The sequence below is a fragment of the Nocardioides sp. zg-1228 genome (assembly GCF_017086465.1).
Classification (GTDB): domain Bacteria; phylum Actinomycetota; class Actinomycetes; order Propionibacteriales; family Nocardioidaceae; genus Nocardioides.
This window is the reverse complement of record NZ_CP070961.1, coordinates 3016219-3040215: the sequence shown is the minus strand read 5'-3', so window position 1 is coordinate 3040215 and position 23997 is coordinate 3016219. Positions and strand designations below refer to the sequence as shown.

Sequence of the window (23997 nt, the reverse complement as noted above, 5' to 3'; positions counted from 1 at the left end):
GGCAAGGTCGCGGTGCCACCACACCTTCGCCGGCGGCCCCGTGGGGTGCCGGCCTCTCGTCGGGTACGCCGGACGCGCGGACGACCGCGTCGCTGCCCGCAGGCAGGGGGTTCGTCAGGCCCCACGCTCGTCGCGGCGAGCCTAGGGCGCGGGCTGCCGCCACTGCGACCGATTTTCGCGGCGCCTGCGGCCGCCAGGTCGACCCGGTGGGGTCGGCCGCAGTCGGTCAGTCGCGGACGGCGGCGCGGGCGGTCAGCGCGAGCACGGCCGCGGCGGCGACCGCGGCGACGATGCCGACCAGCGTCGAGGCGGGCTCGTCGGTCAGCCGGCCGACGGCGATCCAGGCCAGGCCCCAGGCCGCCGCGAGGGCGAAGGCCCAGCGCGGCCCGGTGCGGGCGACGACCACGGCGGCGACGCCGACCACCACGGCGATGACCAGCGCGGCCACCAGCTCGCCCACCAGGGTCGAGGAGTCCACGCCCTCCGCCACCAGGGTCGCCGTGATGTTGGCGCAGGTGGCCACCGAGACCCAGCCCAGGTAGAGCCCGAAGGTGCCGTCGACCACCACCCGCTGCAGCAGCGACGGCGCGGGGTCGAGGTCGGCGAGGCGCTGCACCAGCAGCCCGAGCACGACCACCAGCGCGAGGATCACGACGACGCTCGCCCACAGCCAGCCCTGCTGCGTGACGAGCAGCCAGCCGGCGTTCAGCAGCATCGACGCCGCGGCCAGCCAGCCGGTGCTGCGGGCACGGGCGTCGGTGGCGGAGGACGGCAGCCACTGCCAGATCGTGTAGGCGGCCAGGCCGGCGTAGATCACCGACCAGATCGAGAAGGCCGGGCCGAGCGGGGCCAGCAGAGTGGCGTCTGCGGAGAGCGCGCCGCCCGAGGAGCTCTCGACGCTGGTGCCGACGACGCCGACCCCGACGAGCGTGCCGTACAGGCACAGGACCTCGGCGACCGTGACGCCGACCTGGCGTCCGCGGTCTGCTCCGGTCGGGGCGGGGGCGGTGGTGCGCTCGGTGACGGTCATCCCTCCATCCAACAGGGCGGCAGGTGAGACCCGGCTACGCGACGAGGTAGCGGTTGGTGTGGTGGGTGACGAAGCCGTGCCGCTCGTAGAGCGCGATCGCGGCCTCGTTGTCGGTCTCGACGTGCAGCAGGGCGGTGGTCGCGCCGGACGACGCGCCCCAGTCGAGGACCTCCGCGAGGACCGCCGTGGCGAGGCCGCGGCGGCGGTGGGCCGGGTCGACGGCGAGCGACTCGACCAGCAGCCAGTCGCCCGACAGGACGCCCCGTCCGGTCGCGGCGCCGCCCTCGAGCGACACCACCACGGAGCCCGGCCGTTCGTCGTACGTCGCGGCGACGTCCGGGGCCGCCGCCCGGGCCGAGCGCAGCGCCCGGGCCACGGACGCGAGCTGGGCGTGCGCGTCGCCGTCTCCCATCGGCCGGAAGCCCAGCGGGGCGAGGGTCCGCTCGACGTCCGACCCGCGCTGCACCTGCACGATCGGCGTCTGGTCGAGCGCCTCGTAGAACCGGCGTACGCCGAACGCCGCGTCGGCCCAGCCGATGCCCGGCTCAGCCATCGCCAGCGCGGAGTTGCCGCGGCGGCGCAGCCGACCGCCGTGCGGCGGCGAGGCCCGCAGGAGCCACCGACCGAGCGGCTCGGTGGTGATCGAGTCCCAGAGCGCCGAGACGTGCTCCTCGACCTCCTGTGCGGACACCCGGGCGCGCACCGACGCGCGTGGTGGCACCGGCTTGCCCGTGACGACGTCGGCGAGGGCGATCACCACCGGGCCGTGCCCCTCCCGATCGACGGTCATCGAGCCGGCGTCCCACGACGTGCAGGTGCCGAGCACGTCGGTGGCCCGGCCGTCCGGCAGGAGATGGCGTACGACGACGCGCTGGCCCACGACGTGCGGGCCGAGGGCGTGCCGGCCGGTGGTCGTCTCGTCGGCACGGGGTTCTGACGTGTCGGACACCCGCCGGATACTAGAGTGAACCGACACGTTCCCCCACCCCGAGCACCCCCGCCTCCAGGAGGACCAGGTGACCTACGTCATCGCCCAGCCGTGCGTCGACCTCAAGGACCGCGCGTGCGTCGACGAGTGCCCCGTCGACTGCATCTACGAGGGCAAGCGGATGCTCTACATCCACCCCGACGAGTGCGTCGACTGCGGCGCCTGCGAGCCGGTCTGCCCGGTCGAGGCGATCTTCTACGAGGACGACACCCCGGAGGAGTGGAAGGGCTACTACGACGCCAACGTCCACTTCTTCGACGACCTCGGCTCGCCCGGTGGCGCGGCCAAGATGGGCGTCATCGACAAGGACCACGAGCTCGTCGCCGCGCTGCCCCCGCAGGAGCACGACGAGTGACCTGCCCCCTCGGCGGCTGAGGTGCACGCGCACCGACCGCGCGTGTCCGCGCGCCTCCCGGACTTCCCCTGGGACCGGCTGACGGCGTACGCCGCGACGGCCCACGCCCACCCCGACGGGATCTGCGACCTCTCGGTCGGCACGCCCGTCGACCCGACGCCTGCCGTCGTGCAGGACGCGCTGCGTTCTGCAGCCGACTCCCCGGGCTACCCGACGACGATCGGCCTCGAGGACACCCGCCGGGCCGCGATCGACTGGCTCGCCCGACGTCACGGGGTGAGCGGCCTCGGGCTCGACGGCGTGCTGCCGGTGACCGGATCCAAGGAGCTGATCGCCGACCTCGCGCTGCACCTGGGCATCGGGCCCGGCGACCTCGTCGGCTACCCGGCGCTCGCCTACCCGACCTACGAGGTCGGCGCGGCGCTGGCCGGCGCGGAGAGCCTGGCGACCGACTCGCTGACCGCGTTCGGACCGCGGGTCCCGAGCCTGCTGTGGCTCAACAGCCCGGCCAACCCCAGCGGGCGCGTGCTGCCCCTCGACCACCTGCGCAAGGTCGTCGACTGGTGCCGCGAGCGCGGCACCGTGCTCGTCTCCGACGAGTGCTACATCGAGTGCGCGTGGGAGGGCGACAAGCCTCTCTCGATCCTCGACCCGCAGGTCAACGGCGGCTCGCTCGACGATGTCCTCGCGGTCCACTCGCTGTCCAAGCGCTCCAACCTCGCCGGCTACCGGTGCGCCTTCGTCGCCGGCGACCCCGCCCTCGTCGGCGAGCTGCTGGCGGTCCGCAAGAACCTCGGCCTCCAGATGCCCGGCCCTCAGCAGCACGCGATGATCGCGGCCCTCGACGACGATGCGCACGTCGCCGAGCAGCACGCGACCTACGCCCCCCGCCGGGCGCTGCTCAAGGAGGCCCTGCAGGTCGCCGGCTTCCGCATCGACCACTCCGAGGCCTCGCTCTACCTCTGGGCGACCCGGGGCGAGGACTGCTGGCGTACGGTCGCCGACCTCGCCGAGCAGGGCATCCTGGTGGCGCCGGGCGAGTTCTACGGCCCGTCGGGGCGCGAGCACGTACGCGTCGCGTTCACCGCCACCGACGAGCGGGTCGCCGCCGCTGTGGCTCGCCTCGCCGGCTGAGCCCCGACTTGTCGGCGTAGTCCGACACTCGGAGGGGGTTGCAACAGCCTCCAGGTGTCGGAGTCCCCGCTCGAGCGGGGACTCCGACAGCCGGCAGTCGCCCGGCCGTCGCCGCCGCCGAGGACGTCAGTCGAAGACGTCGACGTGCACGTGGTCGCGGTGCTCGAGGATCGCGCGGTCGCCGCGGGAGGAGGACGGCACGCGGTAGTCGCGCCACCCGTCGTCCGTCCCGGCGCGCCAGATGCGGCCGTCGAAGATGACGGTCTTGATGTCGAGCCGGTCGGCGTTGGCGACGAGGTAGGACGCCACCGCCCAGCCGCGCTTGGTGTTGTCGGCGTTGATGGGGCGGAAGAAGACGTCGATCGCGCGGCCCTCGTAGTGGGCCGAGTCCTCCATGTGGCCGCTGGAGACCCCGCCGGGCTCGAACCCGCCCAGCGACAGCGTCCCGAAGCGCGCCTCCAGCGCACGGCGCACGGACGTCGCGCGCGAGACCAGCCCCGACTCGTCGAGCGCGTCGTCGACCTCCTCGGCGTCGCCCGGGACGTCGCACCACAGGGCGCCGGGCGAGTTGCCGGTGAGGGCCGAGGCGAGCGCGCGGCCGTCCTTCTCGTGGTCGGCGTAGGCGTCGGGGAAGCCCGAGCGCTGCACCTCCTGCGCCGCGACGGTGATCTCCATCGTGTCGTAGCCCTCGACCTTCTGCAGGGCGTCGTAGAACGCGTTGGTCGCGTAGACCGGGTCGGTGAGCTGCGCCACGCTGCCCCAGCCCTGCGACGGGCGCTGCTGGAACAGCCCGACCGAGTCGCGGTCGCCGTAGTCGATGTTGTAGAGCTTGGACTCCTGGTAGGCCGTCGCCAGCGCGATGCTCGCCGCCCGCGCGGGCATGCCACGCTCGATGGAGACGGCCGTGATGAGGGCGGCGTTCTCGGCCTGCTCGAGGTCGACCTCGACGGTGTGGCCGTCGACCTCGGCGGTGCACCCGCTGGAGTCGAGGAGCGGGGGCACCGCGCCGCGGTCCACGAGCACCACGGCGGTCGCGACGGCGCCCACGGCCACCACCACGCCGATGGCGGCCGTACGGAGGGAGGCGGGCACGGGCGGAGGGCTAGTTGGCGTGCAGCGCCGCGTTGAGGGCGACGCCGTCGCCCTTCCACGGCACGGCCTCGACGGCGCCGCTGACCGAGTTGCGGCGGAACAGGATGTTGTCGACGCCCGAGAGGCTCCCGGCCTTGACGACCTGCGGCTTGCCGTCCATGTCGGTGACGGTGACCTTGGTGCCGGCGGTGACGTAGCAGCCGGCCTCCACGACGCAGTCGTCGCCGAGGGAGATGCCGATGCCGGCGTTGGCGCCGATCAGGCAGCGCTCGCCCACCGAGATGACCTCCTTGCCGCCACCCGACAGCGTGCCCATGATCGAGGCGCCGCCGCCCACGTCGGAGCCGTCGCCGACGACGACGCCCGCGGAGATGCGGCCCTCGACCATCGACGCCCCGAGCGTGCCGGCGTTGAAGTTGACGAAGCCCTCGTGCATGACGGTCGTGCCCTCGGCGAGGTGCGCGCCCAGGCGTACGCGGTCGGCGTCGGCGATGCGTACGCCGCTGGGCATCACGTAGTCGACGAGGCGGGGGAACTTGTCGACCCCGAGGACGGTGACGTGCCGGCCGCCGGCGCGCAGCCGGGCGCGGGTGGCCTCGAAGCCCTCGACGGCGCAGGGGCCGGCCGAGGTCCACACGACGTTGGTGAGCAGGCCGAACACGCCTTCCAGCGACGTGCCGTGGGGACGGACCAGCCGGGTGGAGAGCAGGTGCAGCCGCAGCCAGACGTCCTCGGTCGACGACGGCGCCTCGTCGAGGTCGGCGATCTCCACCAGCCGCACCTCGCGCCGTACGCCCCGGACCTCGTCGTCGCCCTCGAGCGCGGCCAGCTCCGGCGGCGCGTCGCCCTCGGTCGCACCGAGCGCGGGGGAGGGGAACCAGGCGTCGAGCACGGTCTCGCCGTGCAGGGTCAGCAGGCCGTAGCCGGAGGCAGCAGTCACGCGGCTCAGCCTACGGAAGGCGCCCCACGGCGAGTCGGACGGCCTGATCGGATGCCGAAGGATCTTCCCAGACCCCCATGGCCCGGGCAGACTGACCGCAGCCGACGGGGTCGGTGCCACGGGGGAGGAAGACGCATGCGCAGGACGATCGCGATCGCGACCGCCATCGGACTGGGCGGAGGGCTGCTGGTCGGCGTGACAGCGCCGGCCGGCGGGACCGAGCCGAGCGCCCCCGGCGGCGCGCTCGTCGGCCAGTCGTTCGAGATCGGGGAGAAGGGCCCTCGGCAGCGCCGAGCCGGCGCCGAGCAGCTGATCAGCGCGACGGCGACCTTCACCGCCGCCAACCGGGTGGCCGGCATGCCCACCAGCACCGCTCCGCACCACCAGTTCGTGATGCCCGGCGGAAGCCTCTCCGTGACGGTGGACTACGGCTACCACTGGCAAGACGACTCCCTGATCTACGACTACAGCCTCGACACCGCGATGGGGGCCGGAGATCCCGACGCCAGCACCCGGACGGTGCTCGGCTTCGGCAGCCGCCAGGGCACCAGCTGCACCGTCGAGGAGGTGAGCGTCGCCTGGCTCTACCGCTACATCCCCGACGTCCTGCTCTACGACGACAAGGAGACTCCCGACCTCGCGAGCGCTGCCGGGTGGGACTGCGCGGTGCTGCTCGTGGACTCCGGGTCCGGCACGCCGCCCTACGACGCCTTCGTCAGCGTCCTCGACGTCGTCGCGGCCACGCCCGAGCTCGCGGTGCGGGCGCCGAGGAAGGACCGGCTCGTGAAGGGCGTGTGGACCCGGATCCCGGTCACGGTGTCCAACGCCTCGCCGGAGGGGATCGGCGCCCGCGACGTCGCGGTCACCGGCGCGGGCAAGGGCGTCAAGGTGCGACCTCTCGCGCTGGGTTCGCTGCAGGGGCAGGACGACATCGACGGCCATGTCTGGGCCCGGCTGACGCGGCCGAAGGGCACGTTGCGGCTCACCGTCAGCGAGAAGGGCCAGGCGCTCGGTCGGGCGACGGTGAAGCTCCGGCGACGCCCGGCTCCTGCGCCTCCCAAGGCGGGCAGCTGGTCGGCCGGCGGAGTGAGCTTCACGGTCCGCGGCAGCAAGGTGCGCGGCTTCCGGATCAACGCCCGGACGACCTGCGGCGGCTACCCCGACATGCCCACGACGACCAACAACACCTACAGCTTCGTCACCACCACGATCCCGCGCAACAACGAGGTGGTCGGCACGGAGCGCAACGACCAGGAGAGCAGCGCCGCCTACGCGGCCTACCTCGATCTGGAGTTCGTCAGCCGCACCAAGGCGGTCGGGAGGTTCTCCTACTACGGCCCGGCGCGGTGCACCGCCATCGAGAGGTTCACCGCCAGGCTCAGGCGCTGACCCGGTCGCGGGTGCCCGTCACTGACCCGCGCGGCCGTCGATGCACTCGCGCACCAGGTCGGCGTGCCCGCAGTGGCGGGCGTACTCCTCGATCATGTGGACCACGATGTCGCGCACCTCGACCGGGTCGCCGTGGACGTCCACGACGGTGTCGAGGTCGGTGCGGTCGAGCACCTCGCGGGCGTAGGAGACCTCCGACTGCCACAGCTCGTGGCTGGCGCGCACCAGCTCGTCGTCGGCGTCGGGGAAGTCGAAGCCGGCGTCCTCGTCGTCACCGGAGAACAGCCGCGGGATGTCCATCCGGGCCTCGAGCACCCGGCGGAACCAGCTCTGCTCGACGCGCGCCATGTGGCGCACGAGACCCAGCAGCGAGATGTTGGACGGCGGCACCGCCTTGCTGGCGAGCTGCTCGGCGGTGAGGCCGTCGCACTTCAGCGCCAGCGTCTGGCGGTAGTGCTCGAGATAGCCGACGAGGCACTCGCGCTCGCCCCTCGTCGGCCCCGCCTGCATCCGGGGATCCTGGTCGGTCGGGAGCCACATGCCGTCGTATCCGGGGTGAGCCATCCGCCCAGCGAACCGCAGCCCGCTCCCGGGCGTCCAGTCGATAGGCGTGCGGCCTCAGTCGCCCTTGATGGTCCGAAGCACGTCGCCGGTGGCGGCGTCGACGACGACGGTCTGCTCGACGGCCGAGTCCTCGTCGAACTTGACGTCCCACACCGGCGTGCCCTTGTCGACGTCGAGGTCGAGCCCGGTGATCGTCCCGGTCGTCACGGCGCCCCGTGCGGCGGCGAGCGCCTCCTCGGGGTCGAGGTCGACGTCGGCGAGCAGCCGCTCGCGCTCGGCACGGTCCTCAGCGTCGGTGTCCTCGACCGGGTCGCGGGTCACGGTGGCGCCGTCGGCGGAGACCGTGAGGTCGAACGCCTTCGCGTCGGCGTCGACGACCTCGGCCTCCCAGCCGTCGACCTCCTGGTCGAGGCTGAAGAGCGTGCCGCCCGGCACCGCCTCGACGGCCGTCAGCACGGCCGCGAGCACGGGGGCGTCGGCATCGGACGGGGCGTCGGTCTCGGTGTCGGCGGAGCTGGACGAGTCCGACGGGCTGGCGGGGCTCGACGAGGCCGACTGGTCGTCCGACGCGTCGTCGGCGCTGTCGTCGCCGCACGCGACGAGCGCGATCGACAGAGGGAGGGCGAGGGCGGCGAGCGCGGTGCGACGAACGTTCATGGGAAGCGTCTCCTCGAGTCGGTGAGCGGTACGTCTCCACGGTGCGCCGCTGGGTGCTAAGGCCGGGCCAACCGTTCCTCAACGGCAGGCAAAGCCGGTGGTCACCTCACTCGGGGTCGGGGACGAAGACCTCGTCGACCCGGACCTCGAAGAGCCGGCTGATCCGGAAGGCGAGCGAGAGGCGTGGATCGAAGTGGCCCTTCTCGATGGAGATCACCGTCTGGCGTGAGACGCCGAGGGCGGTGGCGCACTCGCCCTGCGACATGCCTGCCGCCTCGCGCAGGGACCGGAGCGTGTTGTGCATCAGGACTCCCGGCGACGGAGGACGGCGAGCCGGGCGGTGAAGTCGGCCAGCGCGAGAATCACGAAGATCCACAGCGGCGCGCTGCGGGTGTCGAGCACCGCGGTGGCGAAGACCGTCAGTCCCATGGCGGTCACGGTGTCGAAGAAGGCGCCGCTGCTGGCGCGGGTCGTCCACTGCCTCTCGACGGAGTCCTCGTGCTGCTCGGGATGCTCGCTCCGGTCGAGCAGGAGGGCGCCGAGCGCGAGGACGAACGGGAACGTCATCGCGGCGAACACGGCGAAGGTGAGGCCGTCGGGTGCGTCGGTGCGCACTGCTGCGGCGCCGGCGCCGACGGCCAGAGCCACGACGACCGCGGGGACGGCGGCCTTCAGCCAGGGGGACAGCGGGGTGCGTGCGGTCGTGGTCATCGGGGTCGCTCCTCGGTGGGTGTTAGAGTTCTTTGACACCAGTGACGATGCCGCACCCTCGTCCGCATGTCAAGTTTCTTTGACACCTTTCGTGGAACCGATTGGCGCGGCCGGCCGGGCCGGTCGTACGATCGCCGCAGGCGTCTGAGCCGTCATCAGCGGCGAGCCTCGGGAAGAACGGGTGCGGCGAGCCGGCCGCCACCTCACTAGAACCCGGCGGGTGCGGCCCGACACAGCCGACGAACGAGCGGTTCCCCGACGGTGGGGAGCAAGCGAGGTGGTACCGCGGCAGCCCTGTCGTCCTCGTGTCATCAGACCGAGACGTACGACGCCACCGCAGGAGTGCCGCCCATGACCTACCCGAAGGTGTCGCACACCGATGCGACCACGGTCCCCAGCAGCCCGCGCTTCCCGGACATCGAGGAGGCGGTGCTCGCCTACTGGGAGTCCGACGACACCTTCCGGGCGAGCGTCGAGCAGCGCGAGGCCGGCGAGGACGGCGCCAACGAGTTCGTCTTCTACGACGGACCGCCCTTCGCCAACGGCCTGCCCCACTACGGCCACCTGCTGACGGGCTACGTCAAGGACCTGATCCCGCGCTACCAGACGATGCGCGGGCGCAAGGTGGAGCGCCGCTTCGGCTGGGACACCCACGGCCTTCCCGCCGAGCTCGAGGCGATGCGCCTCAACGGCATCAAGACCACCGACGAGATCGCCGAGCTGGGCATCGAGAAGTTCAACGAGGCCTGCCGCGCGTCGGTGATGAAGTACACCGGCGAGTGGCGCGACTACGTCACCCGCCAGGCGCGCTGGGTCGACTTCGACCACGACTACCGCACGATGAACCCCGACTACATGGAGTCGGTGATCTGGGCCTTCAAGCAGCTCCACGACAAGGGCCTGGTCTACGAGGGGTTCCGCGTCCTGCCCTACTGCTGGCAGGACGAGACGCCGCTGTCCAACCACGAGCTGCGCATGGACGACGACGTCTACCAGATGCGCCAGGACCCGGCCGTCACCGTCGGCTACGACGTCACCACCGACGGGCCGTTCAAGGGCGTCAAGGTCCTCGTCTGGACGACGACCCCGTGGACCCTGCCGGCCAACCTCGCCGTCATGGTCGGCGAGGACATCGACTACGTCGTGGTCTCCTCCGACGGCCCCACCGGCAGCCCCGAGCGCTACCTGCTCGCCGAGGCCCGCCTCGCGTCGTACGCCCGCGAGCTGGCCCCTCGTGATGGGCAGAGCGACCCGGAGGTCACCTGGCGCGGCACGGGCGCCGACCTCGTCGGCCTCGAGTACGCCCCGCCGTTCAGCTACTACGCCGGCCACGAGCGGGCGTTCCGCCTCGTGCCCGCCGAGTTCGTCACCACCACCGACGGCACCGGGCTGGTGCACACCGCCGGCGCCTTCGGTGAGGACGACAAGGTCGTCACCGACCGCGAGGGCATCGAGGCGGTCATGCCGGTCGGCAAGGACGGCCGCTTCACCTTCCCCGTCACCGACTACGAGGGCATGCAGGTCTTCGACGCCAACCTGCAGATCATCGACCACCTCAAGGCGGCGACACGGGGCGAGGCCGCGGGCTCGGTCACGCCCGGCACCGTCCTGGTGCGCCGCGAGACCTACGACCACTCCTACCCGCACTGCTGGCGCTGCCGGCAGCCGCTGATCTACAAGGGCGTCTCGTCGTGGTTCGTCGAGGTGACCAAGGTCAAGGAGCGCCTGATGGCGCTCAACCAGGACATCCGCTGGGTGCCCGAGCACATCAAGGACGGCCAGTTCGGCAAGTGGCTGGAGAACGCCCGCGACTGGTCGATCACCCGCAACCGCTTCTGGGGCAGCCCGGTGCCGGTGTGGAAGTCCGACGACGAGCACTACCCCCGCATCGACGTCTACGGGTCCTTCGAGGAGATCGAGCGCGACTTCGGCACGCTGCCGCGCGACAAGGACGGCAACCCCGACCTGCACCGGCCCTACGTCGACGAGCTGACGCGGCCCAACCCCGACGACCCGACCGGCCGGTCGACGATGCGGCGCGTCACCGACGTGCTCGACGTGTGGTTCGACTCCGGCTCGATGTCGTTCGCGCAGGTGCACTACCCGTTCGAGAACAAGGACTGGTTCGAGCACCACTTCCCGGGCGACTTCATCGTCGAGTACATCGGGCAGACGCGCGGCTGGTTCTACACGATGCACGTCCTCGCCGGCGCGATCTTCGACCGGCCGGCGTTCTCGACGTGCCTGAGCCACGGCATCGTGCTGGGCAACGACGGCCAGAAGATGTCGAAGTCCCTGCGCAACTACCCCGACGTGCGCGAGGTCTTCGACCGCGACGGCGCCGACGCGATGCGCTGGTTCCTCATGTCGAGCCCGATCCTGCGCGGCGGCAACCTGATCGTCACCGAGCAGGGCATCCGCGACTCGGTGCGGCAGGTGCTGATCCCGCTGTGGAACAGCTGGTCGTTCTTCAGCCTCTACGCCAACGCCGCCGGCGGCGGCGAGGGGCACGACGCGACCTGGCGCACCGACAGCGCGCACCCGATGGACCGCTACATCCTGGCCAAGCTGCGCGACTACGTGTCCGCGATGACCGACCAGCTCGACGACTACGAGGTGGCGGCGGCGTGCGACTCCACGCGCGGCTTCCTCGACGTGCTGACCAACTGGTACATCCGCCGTTCGCGCGAGCGCTTCTGGGACGAGGACGCCGACGCCTTCGACACCCTCTACACCGTGCTCGAGGTCGTCTGCCGGGTCACGGCGCCGCTCATGCCGCTGACGACCGAGGAGGTCTGGCGCGGCCTGACCGGCGAGCGGTCGGTGCACCTCACCGACTGGCCGGCCGCCGAGAGCCTGCCCGCCGACGACGCGCTCGTGGCCTCGATGGACACCGTCCGCGACGTCTGCTCGGCCGGCTCGGCGCTGCGCAAGGCCGCCAACCTGCGCAACCGGCTCCCGCTCGCCCGGCTGACCGTGGTCACCGAGACCGACCTGGCCGGCTTCGAGCAGCTGGTCGCCGACGAGCTCAACCTCAAGGCGGTCGACGTGCTGGCGGCTGACGCGCCCGAGGCGGCGTCGTACGGCGTCTCGCAGCGGCTCACGGTCAACGCCCGCGCGGCCGGCCCGCGCCTGGGCAAGGACGTCCAGCTCGCGATCAAGGGCTCCAAGTCCGGTGACTGGTCGGTCGCCGACGACGGCACCGTCACGTCCGGTGGCCTGGCGCTGGTGGAGGGGGAGTACGCCCTCGAGACGGTGGCCGGCACGTCGGACGACGACCGCGCGATCGGCATGCTGCCGCGCGGCGGCTTCGTCGTCCTCGACACCGCGGTGACGCCCGAGCTCGAGGCCGAGGGCACCGCCCGCGACCTGGTGCGCGCCGTCCAGCAGGCCCGCAAGGACGCCGGCCTGCAGGTGAGCGACCGGATCGGCGTGACGATCAGCGGCCCCGAGGCCACCCTTGCCGCGGCCCGGACCCACGAGGGACTCATCGCCGAGGAGACCCTGGCCACGTCGGTGTCCTACGCGGGCGCAGCGGAGGTGGGCGTACAGGTCGCTCGGGTGTGAACCACCGGTTGCGGGGAAAGAGGGGAGCCGGCGCGCACACGCGCCTGCACTGACGGGGGAGAAGCTGCATGGATGGACCGACCGATGTCGACTCGCTTGCCGAGGCGCTGCGCCAGGACGGCGTGGTCGTCGACCGGGTGATGGGATCGGGGGCGGCGCAGGAGTCGCACGACCGCATCGCGGCACTGGTGCGGGAGACGCCGTTCCCGGTCTACGTCGCGCTCGTGGAGCAGCCGAAGGGTCTGCCGGACGACGCCATCGATGCGACCGAGGCGCTCGCCGGCCTGCTCAACCGCCGCCTCGGCGACGGCCTCTACGTCCTCGACACCACGGAGGGCATCCAGCAGGTCTTCGCCTACGGCCTGGACACCAATCCCTCCCGCCTGAGCCTCGGTGCCGGGCGCAACGACGACGCGCTCGACGAGGCGATGCAGGAGGTGGGCGGCTACCGGATCGGCACCCAGGACTACCTCTACCCGCCGGCGGTCGCCGAGGCGGAGGCGCAGGTGCTGGCCGCCGAGGACCTGGTGGAGATGGCCCGCGAGCCGTCCGGTGACGACTACCCGGTGACCCTGGAAGAGACCGAGGTCGAGGACCTGGCGCGCTACGCGGTGCGGGTCGCGGCCACCGCGGACTGGCGCCCCACGTCCGAGGAGTACGTCTCGGTCCGCACGGCGGCGTCGGGCCTCTCCGCGCTCGTCGGAGGTCTCGGGGGACTGGTCGTGGCGCTGCTCGTGGGCCAGTCACTGCGGGGGTGGCCGCGTCGGGGCGCCCCGCGTCGCGCCGTCGCGCCGACGGCGGAGAAGGCGGCGACGTACGCCGTGGCGCCCCCGGACCTCGAGGACGAGCGCAAGCGCGCCGTGCGCCTCGCCGACGCGCTGACGCGGTCGCTGGAGAAGACCGACTGGGAGACCCTGCGCGACCGCGACGTGGCGGCCCGCGCCCTCACGGCGCGCGACGCCGTCGAGCCGCTGCTGGCCTCCGGAGACATCGGCGACGTGATCGGCGCCCGCACGATCGCCCAGATGGGCGCGCACGACCTCGGACGGGGCCGCCGCGGGAGCGGCGCGGCGCTGGTGCCGTGCTTCTTCGACCCGCGCCACCCCGACGGCACCGCCACCGCCTCGTGGCGCCTGGGCGACGGCACGGTCGAGGTGCCGTGCTGTCCCGCGTGCGCCACCGCGGTGGGCCAGGGCGCGACGCCCCGTCACCTCCGCCTGCCCCACCGGCTGCCGCACCGTCGCGGCACCGTGCCCTACTGGGAGCGCGACGACGTGTGGGCGCGCACCGGCTTCGGCGCCATCACCGACGACCTGGCCGGCGACGTGCTCGCCGAGCGAGTGGGTGAGCCGTGATCCGGCGCTTCGGTTGGGCGATCGGCGCGCTCGTGGGCGTCGTCGCAGGCACCGCCCTGGGGCTCTGGACGCAGTCGTGGCAGGAGTCCCGGGAGGAGGACGACATCGCGCTGCGCGCAGAGGTCTTCGGCCGCCAGGACGTCGTGCCCGGACCGGTGGACACCGTCCAGGAGCTGCTGCGCCAGGAGAGCCGGGTGGCCGTCGACCCGATGCTCAGCGGCCGCATCCCGCCGGACGACCTGGCCGAGGCCGAGGCGGTGCTGGCCGGCTCGCGGGTGCCGGCCAGGATCGCCTACCTGCCCTATCCCGACACCAACGACGTCGGCTACACCGCGTCGGGCGTGGGGCCGCAGTGGTGGACGGCCGTCGGTGAGGAGGGCCACTACGTCGTGCTGTGGGACACCGGCAGCACCGACCCCGGCGCCGTCGGGCTCGAGGAGCACTACGTCGAGTCCCGCACCAAGGGCCAGCCCGGCCCGGCCCTCGTGCGGCTCGCCGAGGAGATGGCCACCTGGGAGGCCCAGCCCCTCCCGACCGAGCCCGCCCCGCCGAGCGACTTCGACTACTGGGGGGGCCTGTGGGGCGGCCTCGGCGCGGCCGTCCTGTTCGGTGCGTTCGGCGTGCTGCCCGCGTTCGGCGTGCTGCGCTGGTGGGTCGGGACCCGACGACGGAAGGTTGGGTGAGGACATGAGCAGCGAGCAGATCAGTGACGCCACGATCGCCGAGATCGAGCAGGAGCTCGCCGGTGACGGGGTCTGGATCGACCCCGCGTTCGCCCGCAGCCACGACATCTCCGCCGCCGACGAGGCACGCATCGAGGATGCCGTCGCCACGGCGCAGGACAGCAACCTCAAGGTCGTCCTCATCGAGGTCGACATCGACGACGAGCGCTTCCAGGGCAGCTTCACCAGCCTGAGCGCCTGGCTGCAGGACAGCGCCGCCGAGCCCGACGCGACCTACGTCGGGTGGGAGGAGTGGAGCGAGCCCAGCCTCAGCCTGCAGGAGTTCGGCGACCAGCCCGAGGCGATCTACGTCGCCAACGTGGCCAACCACGAGCACCCCGACGCGGTGGTCGACCAGGTCGTGCGCGTCGCCGAGCTCCTCGACGACGGCAACGCCGAGGACCTCTGGCACGAGGTCCCCTCCGACGAGAGGTACTCCTGGACCGCCGACGAGGGCCTGCAGACCTCGGAGGTCGTCGTCGGCATCGGCGTGCTCGCCGCGCTGGTCGCCGTCGTGCGCGCGCTGGTGGTCTGGCGCAGGCGTCGCCGCCTCCGCCCGTCGGGGTTCACCCTCCCCGCCACCGTCCTGCACACGGTCCGCTCCGCGGAGGACCGGCGCCTGCGCCAGCAGGCCGAGGCGGAGGTGCTGGCGCTGGGCGAGGCCATCGGGCGCGGCGACTCCGGCGGCACCGCCGCCGCGCTCGAGGCCTGGCAGCAGGCGCTCGACCACTACGCCGCCGCCCGCTCGATCCTGGCGCAGGACGCCGCGCCCGCCGACGTCGTGGGCGCCCTCGTGCTCGCGCGCCGCGGCGAGGACGCCCGGGCGAGCGCGGAGGAGCGCGGATCCACCGCGTGGGAGCCGCCGGTGCACTGCTGGTTCAACCCGCTGCACACCGGGCCCACGGCGGAGGTCGTGTGGCGCGACGACGACCGCGCGGTCGACGTGCCCGCCTGCGCGGCCTGCGCCGGCGACGTCCGGGCCGGCCGCGAGCCCGACGACGTCCTCGACTTCATCCAGGGCGACCGCACCGTGCACTACTTCCGGCTCGACCTCGGCCCCTGGAGCCGCACGGGCTACGGCGCCCTCGAGCGAGACCTGCTCGGAGCACTGCGCCGCCGCTGAGGTCCCTCACAGCGAGAGTCGCCGGTAGGCGCGGGCCGACAGCGGCACGAACACCGCCGCCAGGACCAGCGGCCAGACGAGCGCGACGGCTACGGCGTTGTCGGCCAGCATGCCCTCGGTGATGCCCGACGGGTTGCCGAACAGCTCCCGGCACGCGGCGGCGGTGGCGGAGACCGGGTTCCACTGGGCGAGGACGCCCAGCCACGCCGGCATGTCCTGGGGCGAGACGAAGACGTTCGAGAGGAACCCGATCGGCCACACCAGGATCTGCACGGCCATCACCCCACCCTCGGCGCGGAGGGTGAGGCCGAGGAAGATGCCCAGCCAGAGCAGCGCGAACCGCAGCCACAGCAGCAGGCCGACGGCCAGCAGGGTCTCGGGCCAGGTCCCGCCCGCACGCCACCCGATGAGCAGGCCGCCTGCCATGAGCACGGCGAGCTCGACCGACGAGTTGACCAGGTCCGCCCCGGCGCGCCCGAGCGGGACCGCGACGCTGCTGATCGGCAGGGAGCGGAAGCGGTGGGTGACGCCCTTCTTGGAGTCGTTGGTGATCGCGCTCATCGTCCCCTCGAGCCCGAACATCATGGCGAGCGCGAACATCCCGGGCATGAGGTACGCCAGGTAGTCGCCGCCACCCGGCAGCTCGATCGAGCCACCGAAGAGGTAGCCGAAGACGAGCACCAGCATGATCGTGAAGGCGATCCCGAACAGCGGCGCCCAGGGCTCGCGCTGCCAGTGCTTGAGGTCTCGCTGGACGATGATCCAGCTCTGGCGCAGGGTGGTGGTCGTGCTCATCGGGGGCCTCCGTCGAGGTGGGCAGGAGCGGGCGTGGCCGGTCGGGGGGCGGGGTGGTCGGTGAGGTGGAGGAACACCTCGTCGAGCGTCGGCTCCCGCAGCTGGACGTGGGTGGGGCTCACCGAGGCGGCGTCGAGGGCCCGGACCACGGCGAGGAGGGCGGCGGTGCCTCCTGCGGGACCCGCCTCGATCACGAGCTCGCCCGACGGGTCTGTCCCGTCGATGAGCCGTACGTCGAGCGCGGTGGCGCCGGCGACGATCCGGCGGACCGACTCACCCTCCGCGTCGGGCGCCAGGCCGACGAGCACGCGGTCGCCCCCGAGCCGGGACTTCAGCCCCGCGGGCGTGCCCTCGGCGACCACGCGCCCGGCGTCCATGACGGTGATCCGGTCGGCGAGCTGGTCGGCCTCGTCGAGGTACTGCGTCGTGAGCAGCACGGTCGTGCCCAGGGCCACCACGCGTCGTACGGCCCGCCAGACGTCGGCGCGCCCACGCGGGTCGAGGCCGGTCGTCGGCTCGTCGAGGAACAGCACGGCCGGGCGGGTCACGAGGCCGGCGGCGATGTCGAGGCGGCGCCGCATGCCGCCGGAGTAGGTCGAGACCTTGCGGTCCGCGGCGTCGTCGAGGTCGAACGTCGTCAGCAGCTCGGCCGCCCGCGCTCGCGCCTGCGCGGTCGACATCCCGTGCAGCCGGGCGAACATGACGAGGTTCTCGCGCCCGTGCAGGACCTCGTCGAGTGCGGCCGACTGGCCCACGAGCCCGATCGCCGAGCGCACCTGCGCGTGCTGGGTGCGTACGTCGAAGCCGGCGACGCTGGCCTCGCCCTCATCGATCCTGGTCAGCGTCGCCAGGGTGTGGACCGCCGTGCTCTTGCCGGCCCCGTTGGGTCCGAGCAGGGCGTGCACCGACCCGGCGTCGACCGTCAGGTCGAAGCCGTCGAGCGCGTGGGTGTCGCCGTAGCGCTTGCGCAGCCCGCGCGCCCGGAGGGGCGCGTCGAGGGAGGGCTGGAGGGGTGGGGCGAGGGCCATGGGTGCTCCTTTGATCGTACGGTGTACGGAGTTCGACGGACGAACGCTAGCATTTATTCGTACGCCGTACGAAGAAGTTAGGGTGGGTAGGTGCCCGACTCCGATCCCGTGCTTGCGCTCCTGTGGCGGCACCGTGCACCGACGCCCGAGGAGACGGGCCCGCGTCGCGGCCCGAAGCAGCGCGTCAGTGTCGACGACGTGGTGGACGCGGCGATCGACCTCGCCGACCGCGACGGGCTGGCGGCGCTGTCCATGCGCGGACTGGCCCAGCACCTGCGCCTCGGCGCGATGACGCTCTACACGTACGTGCCCAACCGTGCCGACCTGGTGGTGCTCATGGTCGACCAGGTGCTGGGCCGCACCACCTTGCCGGAGCACCCCGAGGACCTGCGTGCCCGGCTCGAGCTCGTGGCCCGTGTCCAGTACGAGGACCACCGCGCACACCCGTGGCTGCTGGAGGTCACGGGCGTGCGGGCCTGGCTCGGCCCCCACATGGCGGACCGCTACGAGTGGCAGCTCGCAGCCGTGGAGGGCATCGGGCTCGACGACATCGAGATGGACCAGACCGTCACCCTGCTCGCCTCCTTCGGCACCAGCATCGCCCGCGCCGAGCAGGTCGTACGACAGGCCGAGCGGGAGACCGGCATGACCGACGCCGTGTGGTGGGCGGCCAACCACGAGGCGCTGGGACAGGTGATGGCAGGTGCCGACTATCCCCTTGCCGGCCGTGTCGGCACGGCCGCCGGCGAGACCTACCAGGCGGCCAGCGACCCGGGGCGCGAGCTGGAGTTCGGCTTGGCCCGCATCGTCGACGGGCTGCTCGCACACCTCGCCGACCGCTAGCCCGGCGGCGCCTCGCATCGATGGTTGAATCGTCGCCATGCCCCACCTCGATCTCTCCGCCGACGTCGTCACCCTGACCCGGCAGCTCGTCGACATCCCCTCCGTCAGCCACGAGGAGCAGGAGATCGCCGACGCCGTCGAGGCGGCGCTGACCGCGCTGCCGCACCTCACGGTGACCCGCCGCGGCCACACGGTCGTGGCCCGCACCGACCTCGGCCGCGACGAGCGCGTCGTCATCGCCGGGCACCTCGACACCGTGCCGCGCAACGACAACCTGCCCGGTCGCCTCGAGGACGGGGTCCTCCACGGCCTCGGCAGCTGCGACATGAAGGGGGGCGACGCGGTGATGCTCAAGCTCGCCGCCGACCTCACCGAGCCCAACCGCGACCTGACGTTCATCTTCTACGAGGCCGAGGAGGTCGACTCGGTGCACAACGGGCTGCGCAAGCTCACCGAGAGCGACCCCGACCTCGTGCAGGGTGACTTCGCGATCCTCATGGAGCCCAGCAACGCCGCGGTCGAGGCCGGCTGCCAGGGCACCATGCGCGTCGACCTGCGCACCACCGGCGAGCGGGCGCACAGCGCGCGCAGCTGGAAGGGCGTCAACGCGATCCACCTCGTCGCCCCGGTGCTCGCCCGGCTCGACGCCTACGTCGCGCGCCAGCCCGTGATCGACGGCCTGACCTACCACGAGGGCCTCAACGCCACCGGCATCCGCGGTGGCGTGGCCGGCAACGTGGTCCCGGACGAGTGCGTCGTCGAGATCAACTTCCGCTTCGCCCCCGACCGCAGCGAGGCCGACGCCGAGGCGTTCGTCCGCGACTACTTCGAGGGCTACGACCTCACCGTCACCGACATGGCCGCGGGCGCGATGCCCGGCCTCGACCGTCCCGCGGCGCGGGCCTTCGTCGACGCGGTGGGAGGCGACGTCGCCCCCAAGTTCGGCTGGACCGACGTCGCGCAGTTCACCAGGCTCGGTGTCCCGGCCGTCAACTTCGGCCCCGGCGACCCGATGTTCGCCCACAAGCAGGACGAGCACGTCCCCGCCGAGCACGTCGAGCGGTGCGAGCGCATCCTCAAGGAGTGGCTGGCATGAGCGAGCGCACCGACCTGCCCGGCGATCGCCAGGGGGGCCGCATGGCGGGCCCGGTGATCGAGCGGCGCGGCCAGGTCCACGAGGGCAGCACCACCGACCAGCGCCTCCTCGACTCCCGTGGCCCGACCGACTGGGTGCACACCGACCCGTGGCGGGTGCTGCGGATCCAGGCGGAGTTCGTCGAGGGCTTCGGCGCGCTCGCCGAGCTCGGCCCGGCCATCGCGGTGTTCGGCTCCGCCCGGACCGCGGTCGACGCCCCGGCGTACGCCGTCGGCGAGGAGGTCGGCCGGCGGCTCGTCGAGGCCGGCTTCGCCGTCGTCACCGGCGGCGGTCCCGGCGCGATGGAGGCGGCCAACAAGGGTGCGTGCGAGGCCGGCGGGGTCAGCGTCGGGCTGGGCATCGAGCTGCCCTTCGAGTCCGGGCTCAACCAATGGGTCGACAAGGGCATCAACTTCCGCTACTTCTTCGCCCGCAAGACCATGTTCGTCAAGTACTCCCAGGGCTTCGTCGTGCTGCCCGGCGGCGTGGGCACCCTCGACGAGCTCTTCGAGGCGCTGACCCTGGTCCAGACCCGCAAGGTCACCTCGTTCCCCATCGTGCTCATCGGCACGTCCTACTGGTCCGGCCTGGTCGACTGGCTGCGCGAGACGGTGCTCGCCGAGGGCAAGATCAACGCCGCCGACCTCGACATGATGGTGGTCACCGACGACGTCGACGAGGCGGTCGAGCTGATGGTCGCCGCGCGGGCGGATCGCTGGCCCACCCCGGCTCCGGAGCGGCCCGAATGATGATGTGGTTCTTCGCCGTCCTCATCGTCCTCGCCATGGGCGGGGTCGCGGTGATCGCCTCGGGCCGCGGCGGCTCGATGCCCCCGGCCTACGACGACCGTCCCGACCTCGACCTGCCCGAGGGGCGCCCCATCGGGGCCGACGACCTGCGCAGGGTGCGGTTCCCGCTCGCGCTGCGCGGCTACCGGATGTCCGAGGTCGACGCCCTGCTGGCCCGCCTGGCCACCGAGATGGAGGAGCGGCGGCGCCGCGAGCCGGGCCCGGGACCCTCGTCTGGCGAGCCGCTGAGCGACTAGGGCAGACTCCCGCGTCATGTCGTTCCCGATCGTCGTCTGGATCCTCACGGCCCTGGCGGCCGTGGCGATCGTGCTGACCCGGCTCCGCCTCCGCGGCGAGAGCGCGGCGGGCCGGCTGTCCATCAGCAGGCGGGTCCCCTGGGTGCACTTCGGGTCGGGCGTCGTGGCACTCGTCCTCTGGCTGGGCGTGCTCGTCGCGCCGGAGGACTCGCCCGTCGGCGGACCACTGGTCGGGATCCTCGCGATCGCCTGCTGGTGGGTGACCGCCATCTGCGGTCTCCTCATCCTCGCTCGCTGGCTGCCTGCCAGGGGACGTCATGCCCCGGCGGCGGCCGGCGACTCGTGGAGCGACGGGCCGGGACTCTCGCTGCTTGCCCACCTCGGCATGGTGGTCGGCGTGCTGGTCTTCACCTACGCCTATCTCACCGCGGCGGTCTGAGGCTCACCGTCCCCGGAAGACCGGCTTCTGCTTGGACATGAAGGCGTCGACGGCGGCGAGGTGGTCGTCGGTGCCCCCGGTGAGCGCCATCTTCTCGGCCTCGAAGGCCAGCGACTCCTCCAGCGGGTGGGCGGCGGCGTGGGCGACCGCCTGGCGGATCGACCCGAGGGCGACGGTCGGGCCCGCGGCGAGCCGGGCGGCCAGCTCGCCCACGGCCTGCGGAAGCTCCTCCGCGCTGACGACCTGGGTGGCCAGCCCGAGCTCGAGCGCCTCCTGCGCCGTCACGGTGCGCGGGAAGTAGAGCAGCTCCATCGCCTTGGCCCGCCCGACGAGGCGGGGCAGCGTCCAGCTCGCCCCGGTGTCGCAGGAGAGCGCGACGCCCGCGAAGGAGGTGTTGAACCCGGCCGTGTCGACGACGATCCGGAAGTCGGCGGCGAAGGCCAGGCTGGCGCCGGCGCCCGCCGCGACGCCGTTGACCGCGGCGATCACCGGCTTCGGCATCGTCGCCAGGGCGAGCACGATCGGGTTGTAGTGCATCGTCACGGTCTCCGACAGGGGCACGTCCGCCTCGCCCTTGAGGCCGGCGAGGTGCTCCTTGAGGTCCTGTCCCACGCAGAAGGCCCGGCCGCTGCCGGTCAGCACCACGCACCGCACCTCCGGGTCCGTGGCGACGCGGTGGACGGTGTCGCGCAGCAGCTCCTTGGTCGCGACGTCGAGCCCGTTCATCGCCTCGGGCCGGTTGAGCGTGATCGTCGCGACGGCGTCCTCGACGTGGAGCAGCACGGGGTCGGGATCGGCGGCGGGGTCGGCGGCGGGGTCGGGTCGGGAGGTCGTCATGGGCGAAGTCTGCCCGACGTGGAGGAGGTGTTGCGGCCCTGTGGTGCCGATCACGCGCGTCATGAGGGATAATGGGCGCCGTACGACGCCGATCGGGGCGGCCAGCACGCTCAGCCGCCTCGATTCGCATGTGAAGAGCCGCATCCAGTGATGGCTGAACAAGGAAGAGGTGCGCCGATGGCCGCCATGAAGCCCCGCACGGGCGACGGACCGCTCGAGGTCACCAAGGAGGGACGCGGCATCGTGATGCGCGTCCCGCTCGAGGGCGGTGGCCGGCTGGTGGTCGAGCTCAACGCCGAGGAGGCCGCGGCTCTCGGAGACGCCCTCAAGGACGTCGTCGGCTGATCGTGCCCATCACCGCACTGCCGACCCAGGTCTCGCCCCCCGAGTTCGCCCTCAGCCCCGCGCTGCCGCACCAGATCGGCGGCGCGGAGGTGTGGGCGTTCCCGGTGCTCCCCGGCGACGACGACGCCCCGCTGCTGGGCCCCGGCGCCGACGAGGCCGCGCAGGTCCTCGGCGTCGACCTCCTCGCCGCGCTCGAGTCCTCGCGGGCCACGGGTCGCACGGGCGAGGTGACGACGATCCCCGTCGCCGCTCCGCCCGACCTCGAGGGGGCGACCGACAGCCTCGGCACGGTGCTGCTCGTGGGTGTCGGCGAGGCCACGGCGACCGACCTCCGCCGCGCCGGCGCCGCGCTGGCCCGCGCGACCAAGGACCGCTCCAGCGTGATCACCTCGCTGCCGGCGATCGCACCTGCCGACGGCCTCGGCGACCTCGTCGTCGGCGCCATGCTGGCCTCGTTCGCCTTCCACTGGCGCTCGACCGGGCCCAAGGAGCGGCCGGTCGCCCGGATCGTGCTGGCCGGCGTGAGCGACGACGGCGCCGACGAGGCGCTCGCCCGGGCGCTCGCCCTCGGTGGCGCCGGCTGGCGCTCGCGCGTGCTGGCGACCGTCCCGTCCAACCTCAAGACACCCGCCTGGCTGGCCGACCAGGCCGTCGCGGTGGGTGCGGCCGCGGGCCTCGACGTGGAGGTCTGGGACGACGCCCGTCTGGAGGCGGAGGGCTTCGGCGGCATCCGTGCCGTCGGCGGCGGGTCGGTCAACGAGCCGCGGCTCATCCGGATGGACTACACCCCGCGCGGTGCCACCAAGCGGGTGCCCACCGTCGTGCTGGTCGGCAAGGGCATCACCTTCGACTCCGGCGGCCTCGACATCAAGCCCAGCGAGGGCATGCTGACCATGAAGCGCGACATGAGCGGCGGCGGAGCGGTGATCGCGACGATGGCCGCCCTCGCCGACGTCGACTGCCCGGTCCGCGTCGTCGGCCTGGTGCCGGCGGCCGAGAACTCCGTCAGCGGCTCCGCGATGCGCCCCGGCGACGTCATCACCCACTACGGCGGGCGCACCTCGGAGGTCAACAACACCGACGCCGAGGGCCGCCTCGTGCTGGCCGACGCGATGGCCTACGCCGTCAGCGAGCTCGACCCGGCGGTGCTGGTCGACATCGCCACGCTGACCGGCGCGATGAAGGTCTCGCTGGGCCAGTGGACCGGCGGCTACTTCGCCAACCACGAGGGACTCGCCAAGCACGTCGCGGCCGCCGCGGCCGCCTCCGGTGAGAACGCCTGGCGGATGCCCCTGGTCGCCGACTACGAGGACAAGGTCAACTCCGACATCGCCGACGGCGACAACGCCGCGGGTGGCGCCGGTGCGATCACGGCCGCGCTCTTCCTGCAGCACTTCGCCGGCGACGTGCCCTGGGCCCACATCGACTTCGCCTCGGCCGCCGAGTCGCCGGTCGACCGCCACGAGTGGACCGCCGGCCCCAGCGGCTGGGGGCCGCGGCTGCTGCTGTCCTGGCTGGGCTCCGACGACCCCCTCGCCGGCATCGCCTGATGCTCGGACTCACCGTGCGGTGGTCGCTGGCCGGCGCGCCGGAGGGCGTCGAGGACCGGCTGGCGGCCTATGTCGCCGAGACCTCCCACGCGCGGTTCACCGGCATGGACGGCCTGCGCTTCAAGACCTGGCGCCAGGTGCCGGGGGAGTGGTTCGAGGGCTGCTACGTCTTCGCCAGCACCCAGGCGCGCGAGGACTTCCAGCGCGCCTTCGTGGCCGGCGCCGCCGAGGCGCCGGGCTCGCAGATCGTCGGCAGCCCGCCGGTGCTGGTCGAGGCGTGCGACGTCGTCGCCGTCGCCGAGGGCTGGGACGGCTTCACCGCCGCCGCGCGCCTCTGACATCTCGTCGAGTGG

Annotated in this window: 26 protein-coding genes; 15 read left to right on the top strand and 11 right to left on the bottom strand. The window is 72.8% G+C overall.

Annotated elements, in window-relative coordinates:
* Positions 1–226: 226 nt before the first annotated feature.
* Both JX575_RS14645 and JX575_RS14640 read right to left on the bottom strand, forming a co-directional pair.
* Positions 227–1030: a TspO/MBR family protein gene (locus tag JX575_RS14645; protein ID WP_186340584.1), complete on the bottom strand. Its 804-nt coding sequence runs from the start codon at positions 1028–1030 to the stop codon at positions 227–229.
* A 34-nt stretch (positions 1031–1064) separates the two neighbouring features.
* A complete protein-coding gene (locus JX575_RS14640) occupies positions 1065–1979 on the bottom strand; it encodes a GNAT family N-acetyltransferase (RefSeq protein WP_186340585.1) in 915 nt (304 codons plus the stop codon).
* A gap of 67 nt (positions 1980–2046) precedes the next feature.
* Between JX575_RS14640 and fdxA the strand changes: the two genes are divergently transcribed.
* The gene (fdxA, locus tag JX575_RS14635; protein ID WP_056604759.1) at positions 2047–2373 is read left to right on the top strand and encodes a ferredoxin; all 327 of its coding nucleotides are present in this window, start codon (positions 2047–2049) and stop codon (positions 2371–2373) included.
* A 42-nt stretch (positions 2374–2415) separates the two neighbouring features.
* Positions 2416–3507, top strand: coding sequence for a succinyldiaminopimelate transaminase (gene dapC, locus JX575_RS14630; RefSeq protein ID WP_241005179.1), 1092 nt, complete (start codon positions 2416–2418; stop codon positions 3505–3507).
* A 126-nt stretch (positions 3508–3633) separates the two neighbouring features.
* On the opposite strand, the gene JX575_RS19895 is transcribed toward dapC, so the two are convergent.
* Together JX575_RS19895 and dapD are read right to left on the bottom strand one after the other, a co-directional pair.
* Positions 3634–4530 (bottom strand): hypothetical protein, encoded by an 897-nt coding sequence (locus JX575_RS19895; protein ID WP_313960519.1) that lies wholly within the window; start codon positions 4528–4530, stop codon positions 3634–3636.
* 79 nt (positions 4531–4609) lie between these two features.
* A complete protein-coding gene (dapD, locus tag JX575_RS14620; RefSeq protein ID WP_186340588.1) occupies positions 4610–5539 on the bottom strand; it encodes a 2,3,4,5-tetrahydropyridine-2,6-dicarboxylate N-succinyltransferase in 930 nt (309 codons plus the stop codon).
* Positions 5540–5674: 135 nt separating this feature from the next.
* On the opposite strand from dapD, the gene JX575_RS14615 reads away from it, so the two are divergent.
* A complete protein-coding gene (locus JX575_RS14615) occupies positions 5675–6928 on the top strand; it encodes a hypothetical protein (protein ID WP_186340589.1) in 1254 nt (417 codons plus the stop codon).
* Between the two features lie 18 nt (positions 6929–6946).
* On the opposite strand, the gene JX575_RS14610 is transcribed toward JX575_RS14615, so the two are convergent.
* The 4 genes from JX575_RS14610 to JX575_RS14595 all read right to left on the bottom strand — a co-directional run bounded on the left by JX575_RS14610 (position 6947) and on the right by JX575_RS14595 (position 8860).
* Positions 6947–7492 carry a DinB family protein gene (locus tag JX575_RS14610; protein WP_186340590.1) on the bottom strand — a complete coding sequence of 182 codons (546 nt, stop codon included), beginning with the start codon at positions 7490–7492 and terminating at the stop codon, positions 6947–6949.
* Between the two features lie 54 nt (positions 7493–7546).
* On the bottom strand, positions 7547–8149 hold the full coding sequence (locus JX575_RS14605; RefSeq protein WP_186340591.1) for a PepSY domain-containing protein: 603 nt from the start codon (positions 8147–8149) through the stop codon (positions 7547–7549).
* Between the two features lie 106 nt (positions 8150–8255).
* Positions 8256–8453: a helix-turn-helix transcriptional regulator gene (locus tag JX575_RS14600; RefSeq protein ID WP_186340592.1), complete on the bottom strand. Its 198-nt coding sequence runs from the start codon at positions 8451–8453 to the stop codon at positions 8256–8258.
* The gene (locus JX575_RS14595) at positions 8453–8860 is read right to left on the bottom strand and encodes a hypothetical protein (RefSeq protein WP_186340593.1); all 408 of its coding nucleotides are present in this window, start codon (positions 8858–8860) and stop codon (positions 8453–8455) included. Before JX575_RS14595 ends, JX575_RS14600 begins: the two co-directional genes overlap by 1 nt.
* Positions 8861–9211: 351 nt before the next feature.
* Here JX575_RS14595 and ileS point away from each other — a divergent pair, with 351 nt between their 5' ends.
* The 4 genes from ileS to JX575_RS14575 all read left to right on the top strand — a co-directional run bounded on the left by ileS (position 9212) and on the right by JX575_RS14575 (position 15627).
* On the top strand, positions 9212–12427 hold the full coding sequence (ileS, locus tag JX575_RS14590; RefSeq protein ID WP_186340594.1) for an isoleucine--tRNA ligase: 3216 nt from the start codon (positions 9212–9214) through the stop codon (positions 12425–12427).
* Positions 12428–12495: 68 nt separating this feature from the next.
* The gene (locus JX575_RS14585) at positions 12496–13782 is read left to right on the top strand and encodes a hypothetical protein (protein WP_186340595.1); all 1287 of its coding nucleotides are present in this window, start codon (positions 12496–12498) and stop codon (positions 13780–13782) included.
* Entirely contained in the window at positions 13779–14465 is a 687-nt protein-coding gene (locus JX575_RS14580) for a hypothetical protein (RefSeq protein ID WP_186340596.1), read from the top strand. The genes JX575_RS14585 and JX575_RS14580 overlap by 4 nt, the downstream gene beginning before the upstream one ends.
* 4 nt (positions 14466–14469) lie before the next feature.
* Positions 14470–15627, top strand: a complete 1158-nt coding sequence (locus tag JX575_RS14575) for a hypothetical protein (RefSeq protein ID WP_186340597.1) — start codon at positions 14470–14472, stop codon at positions 15625–15627.
* A gap of 6 nt (positions 15628–15633) precedes the next feature.
* On the opposite strand, the gene JX575_RS14570 is transcribed toward JX575_RS14575, so the two are convergent.
* The gene (locus JX575_RS14570; RefSeq protein ID WP_186340598.1) at positions 15634–16422 is read right to left on the bottom strand and encodes an ABC transporter permease; all 789 of its coding nucleotides are present in this window, start codon (positions 16420–16422) and stop codon (positions 15634–15636) included.
* A complete protein-coding gene (locus JX575_RS14565; RefSeq protein ID WP_186340599.1) occupies positions 16419–17450 on the bottom strand; it encodes an ATP-binding cassette domain-containing protein in 1032 nt (343 codons plus the stop codon). Before JX575_RS14565 ends, JX575_RS14570 begins: the two co-directional genes overlap by 4 nt.
* A 90-nt stretch (positions 17451–17540) precedes the next feature.
* On the opposite strand from JX575_RS14565, the gene JX575_RS14560 reads away from it, so the two are divergent.
* From JX575_RS14560 to JX575_RS14540, 5 genes are read left to right on the top strand one after another with little or no spacing between them, the layout of a single operon-like run.
* Positions 17541–18293: a TetR/AcrR family transcriptional regulator C-terminal domain-containing protein gene (locus JX575_RS14560; protein ID WP_186340600.1), complete on the top strand. Its 753-nt coding sequence runs from the start codon at positions 17541–17543 to the stop codon at positions 18291–18293.
* Between the two features lie 37 nt (positions 18294–18330).
* On the top strand, positions 18331–19389 hold the full coding sequence (gene dapE, locus JX575_RS14555; RefSeq protein WP_186340601.1) for a succinyl-diaminopimelate desuccinylase: 1059 nt from the start codon (positions 18331–18333) through the stop codon (positions 19387–19389).
* The gene (locus tag JX575_RS14550; RefSeq protein WP_186340602.1) at positions 19386–20177 is read left to right on the top strand and encodes a TIGR00730 family Rossman fold protein; all 792 of its coding nucleotides are present in this window, start codon (positions 19386–19388) and stop codon (positions 20175–20177) included. Before dapE ends, JX575_RS14550 begins: the two co-directional genes overlap by 4 nt.
* On the top strand, positions 20174–20473 hold the full coding sequence (locus JX575_RS14545; RefSeq protein WP_241005178.1) for a DivIVA domain-containing protein: 300 nt from the start codon (positions 20174–20176) through the stop codon (positions 20471–20473). Before JX575_RS14550 ends, JX575_RS14545 begins: the two co-directional genes overlap by 4 nt.
* Before the next feature lie 16 nt (positions 20474–20489).
* Complete coding sequence (locus tag JX575_RS14540; RefSeq protein WP_186340603.1) at positions 20490–20912, top strand: hypothetical protein; 423 nt, start codon at positions 20490–20492, stop codon at positions 20910–20912.
* 3 nt (positions 20913–20915) lie between these two features.
* On the opposite strand, the gene JX575_RS14535 is transcribed toward JX575_RS14540, so the two are convergent.
* Positions 20916–21749, bottom strand: coding sequence for an enoyl-CoA hydratase-related protein (locus tag JX575_RS14535; RefSeq protein ID WP_186340604.1), 834 nt, complete (start codon positions 21747–21749; stop codon positions 20916–20918).
* Between the two features lie 177 nt (positions 21750–21926).
* Between JX575_RS14535 and JX575_RS14530 the strand changes: the two genes are divergently transcribed.
* Genes JX575_RS14530 through JX575_RS14520 form a run of 3 tightly spaced genes read left to right on the top strand, consistent with a single transcriptional unit; the run spans position 21927 to position 23982 of the window.
* Positions 21927–22094 (top strand): DUF3117 domain-containing protein, encoded by a 168-nt coding sequence (locus tag JX575_RS14530; protein WP_121138412.1) that lies wholly within the window; start codon positions 21927–21929, stop codon positions 22092–22094.
* Between the two features lie 2 nt (positions 22095–22096).
* On the top strand, positions 22097–23644 hold the full coding sequence (locus JX575_RS14525; RefSeq protein ID WP_186340605.1) for a leucyl aminopeptidase family protein: 1548 nt from the start codon (positions 22097–22099) through the stop codon (positions 23642–23644).
* The gene (locus tag JX575_RS14520; RefSeq protein ID WP_186340606.1) at positions 23644–23982 is read left to right on the top strand and encodes a hypothetical protein; all 339 of its coding nucleotides are present in this window, start codon (positions 23644–23646) and stop codon (positions 23980–23982) included. The genes JX575_RS14525 and JX575_RS14520 overlap by 1 nt, the downstream gene beginning before the upstream one ends.
* The last annotated feature ends 15 nt before the right edge of the window (positions 23983–23997 follow it).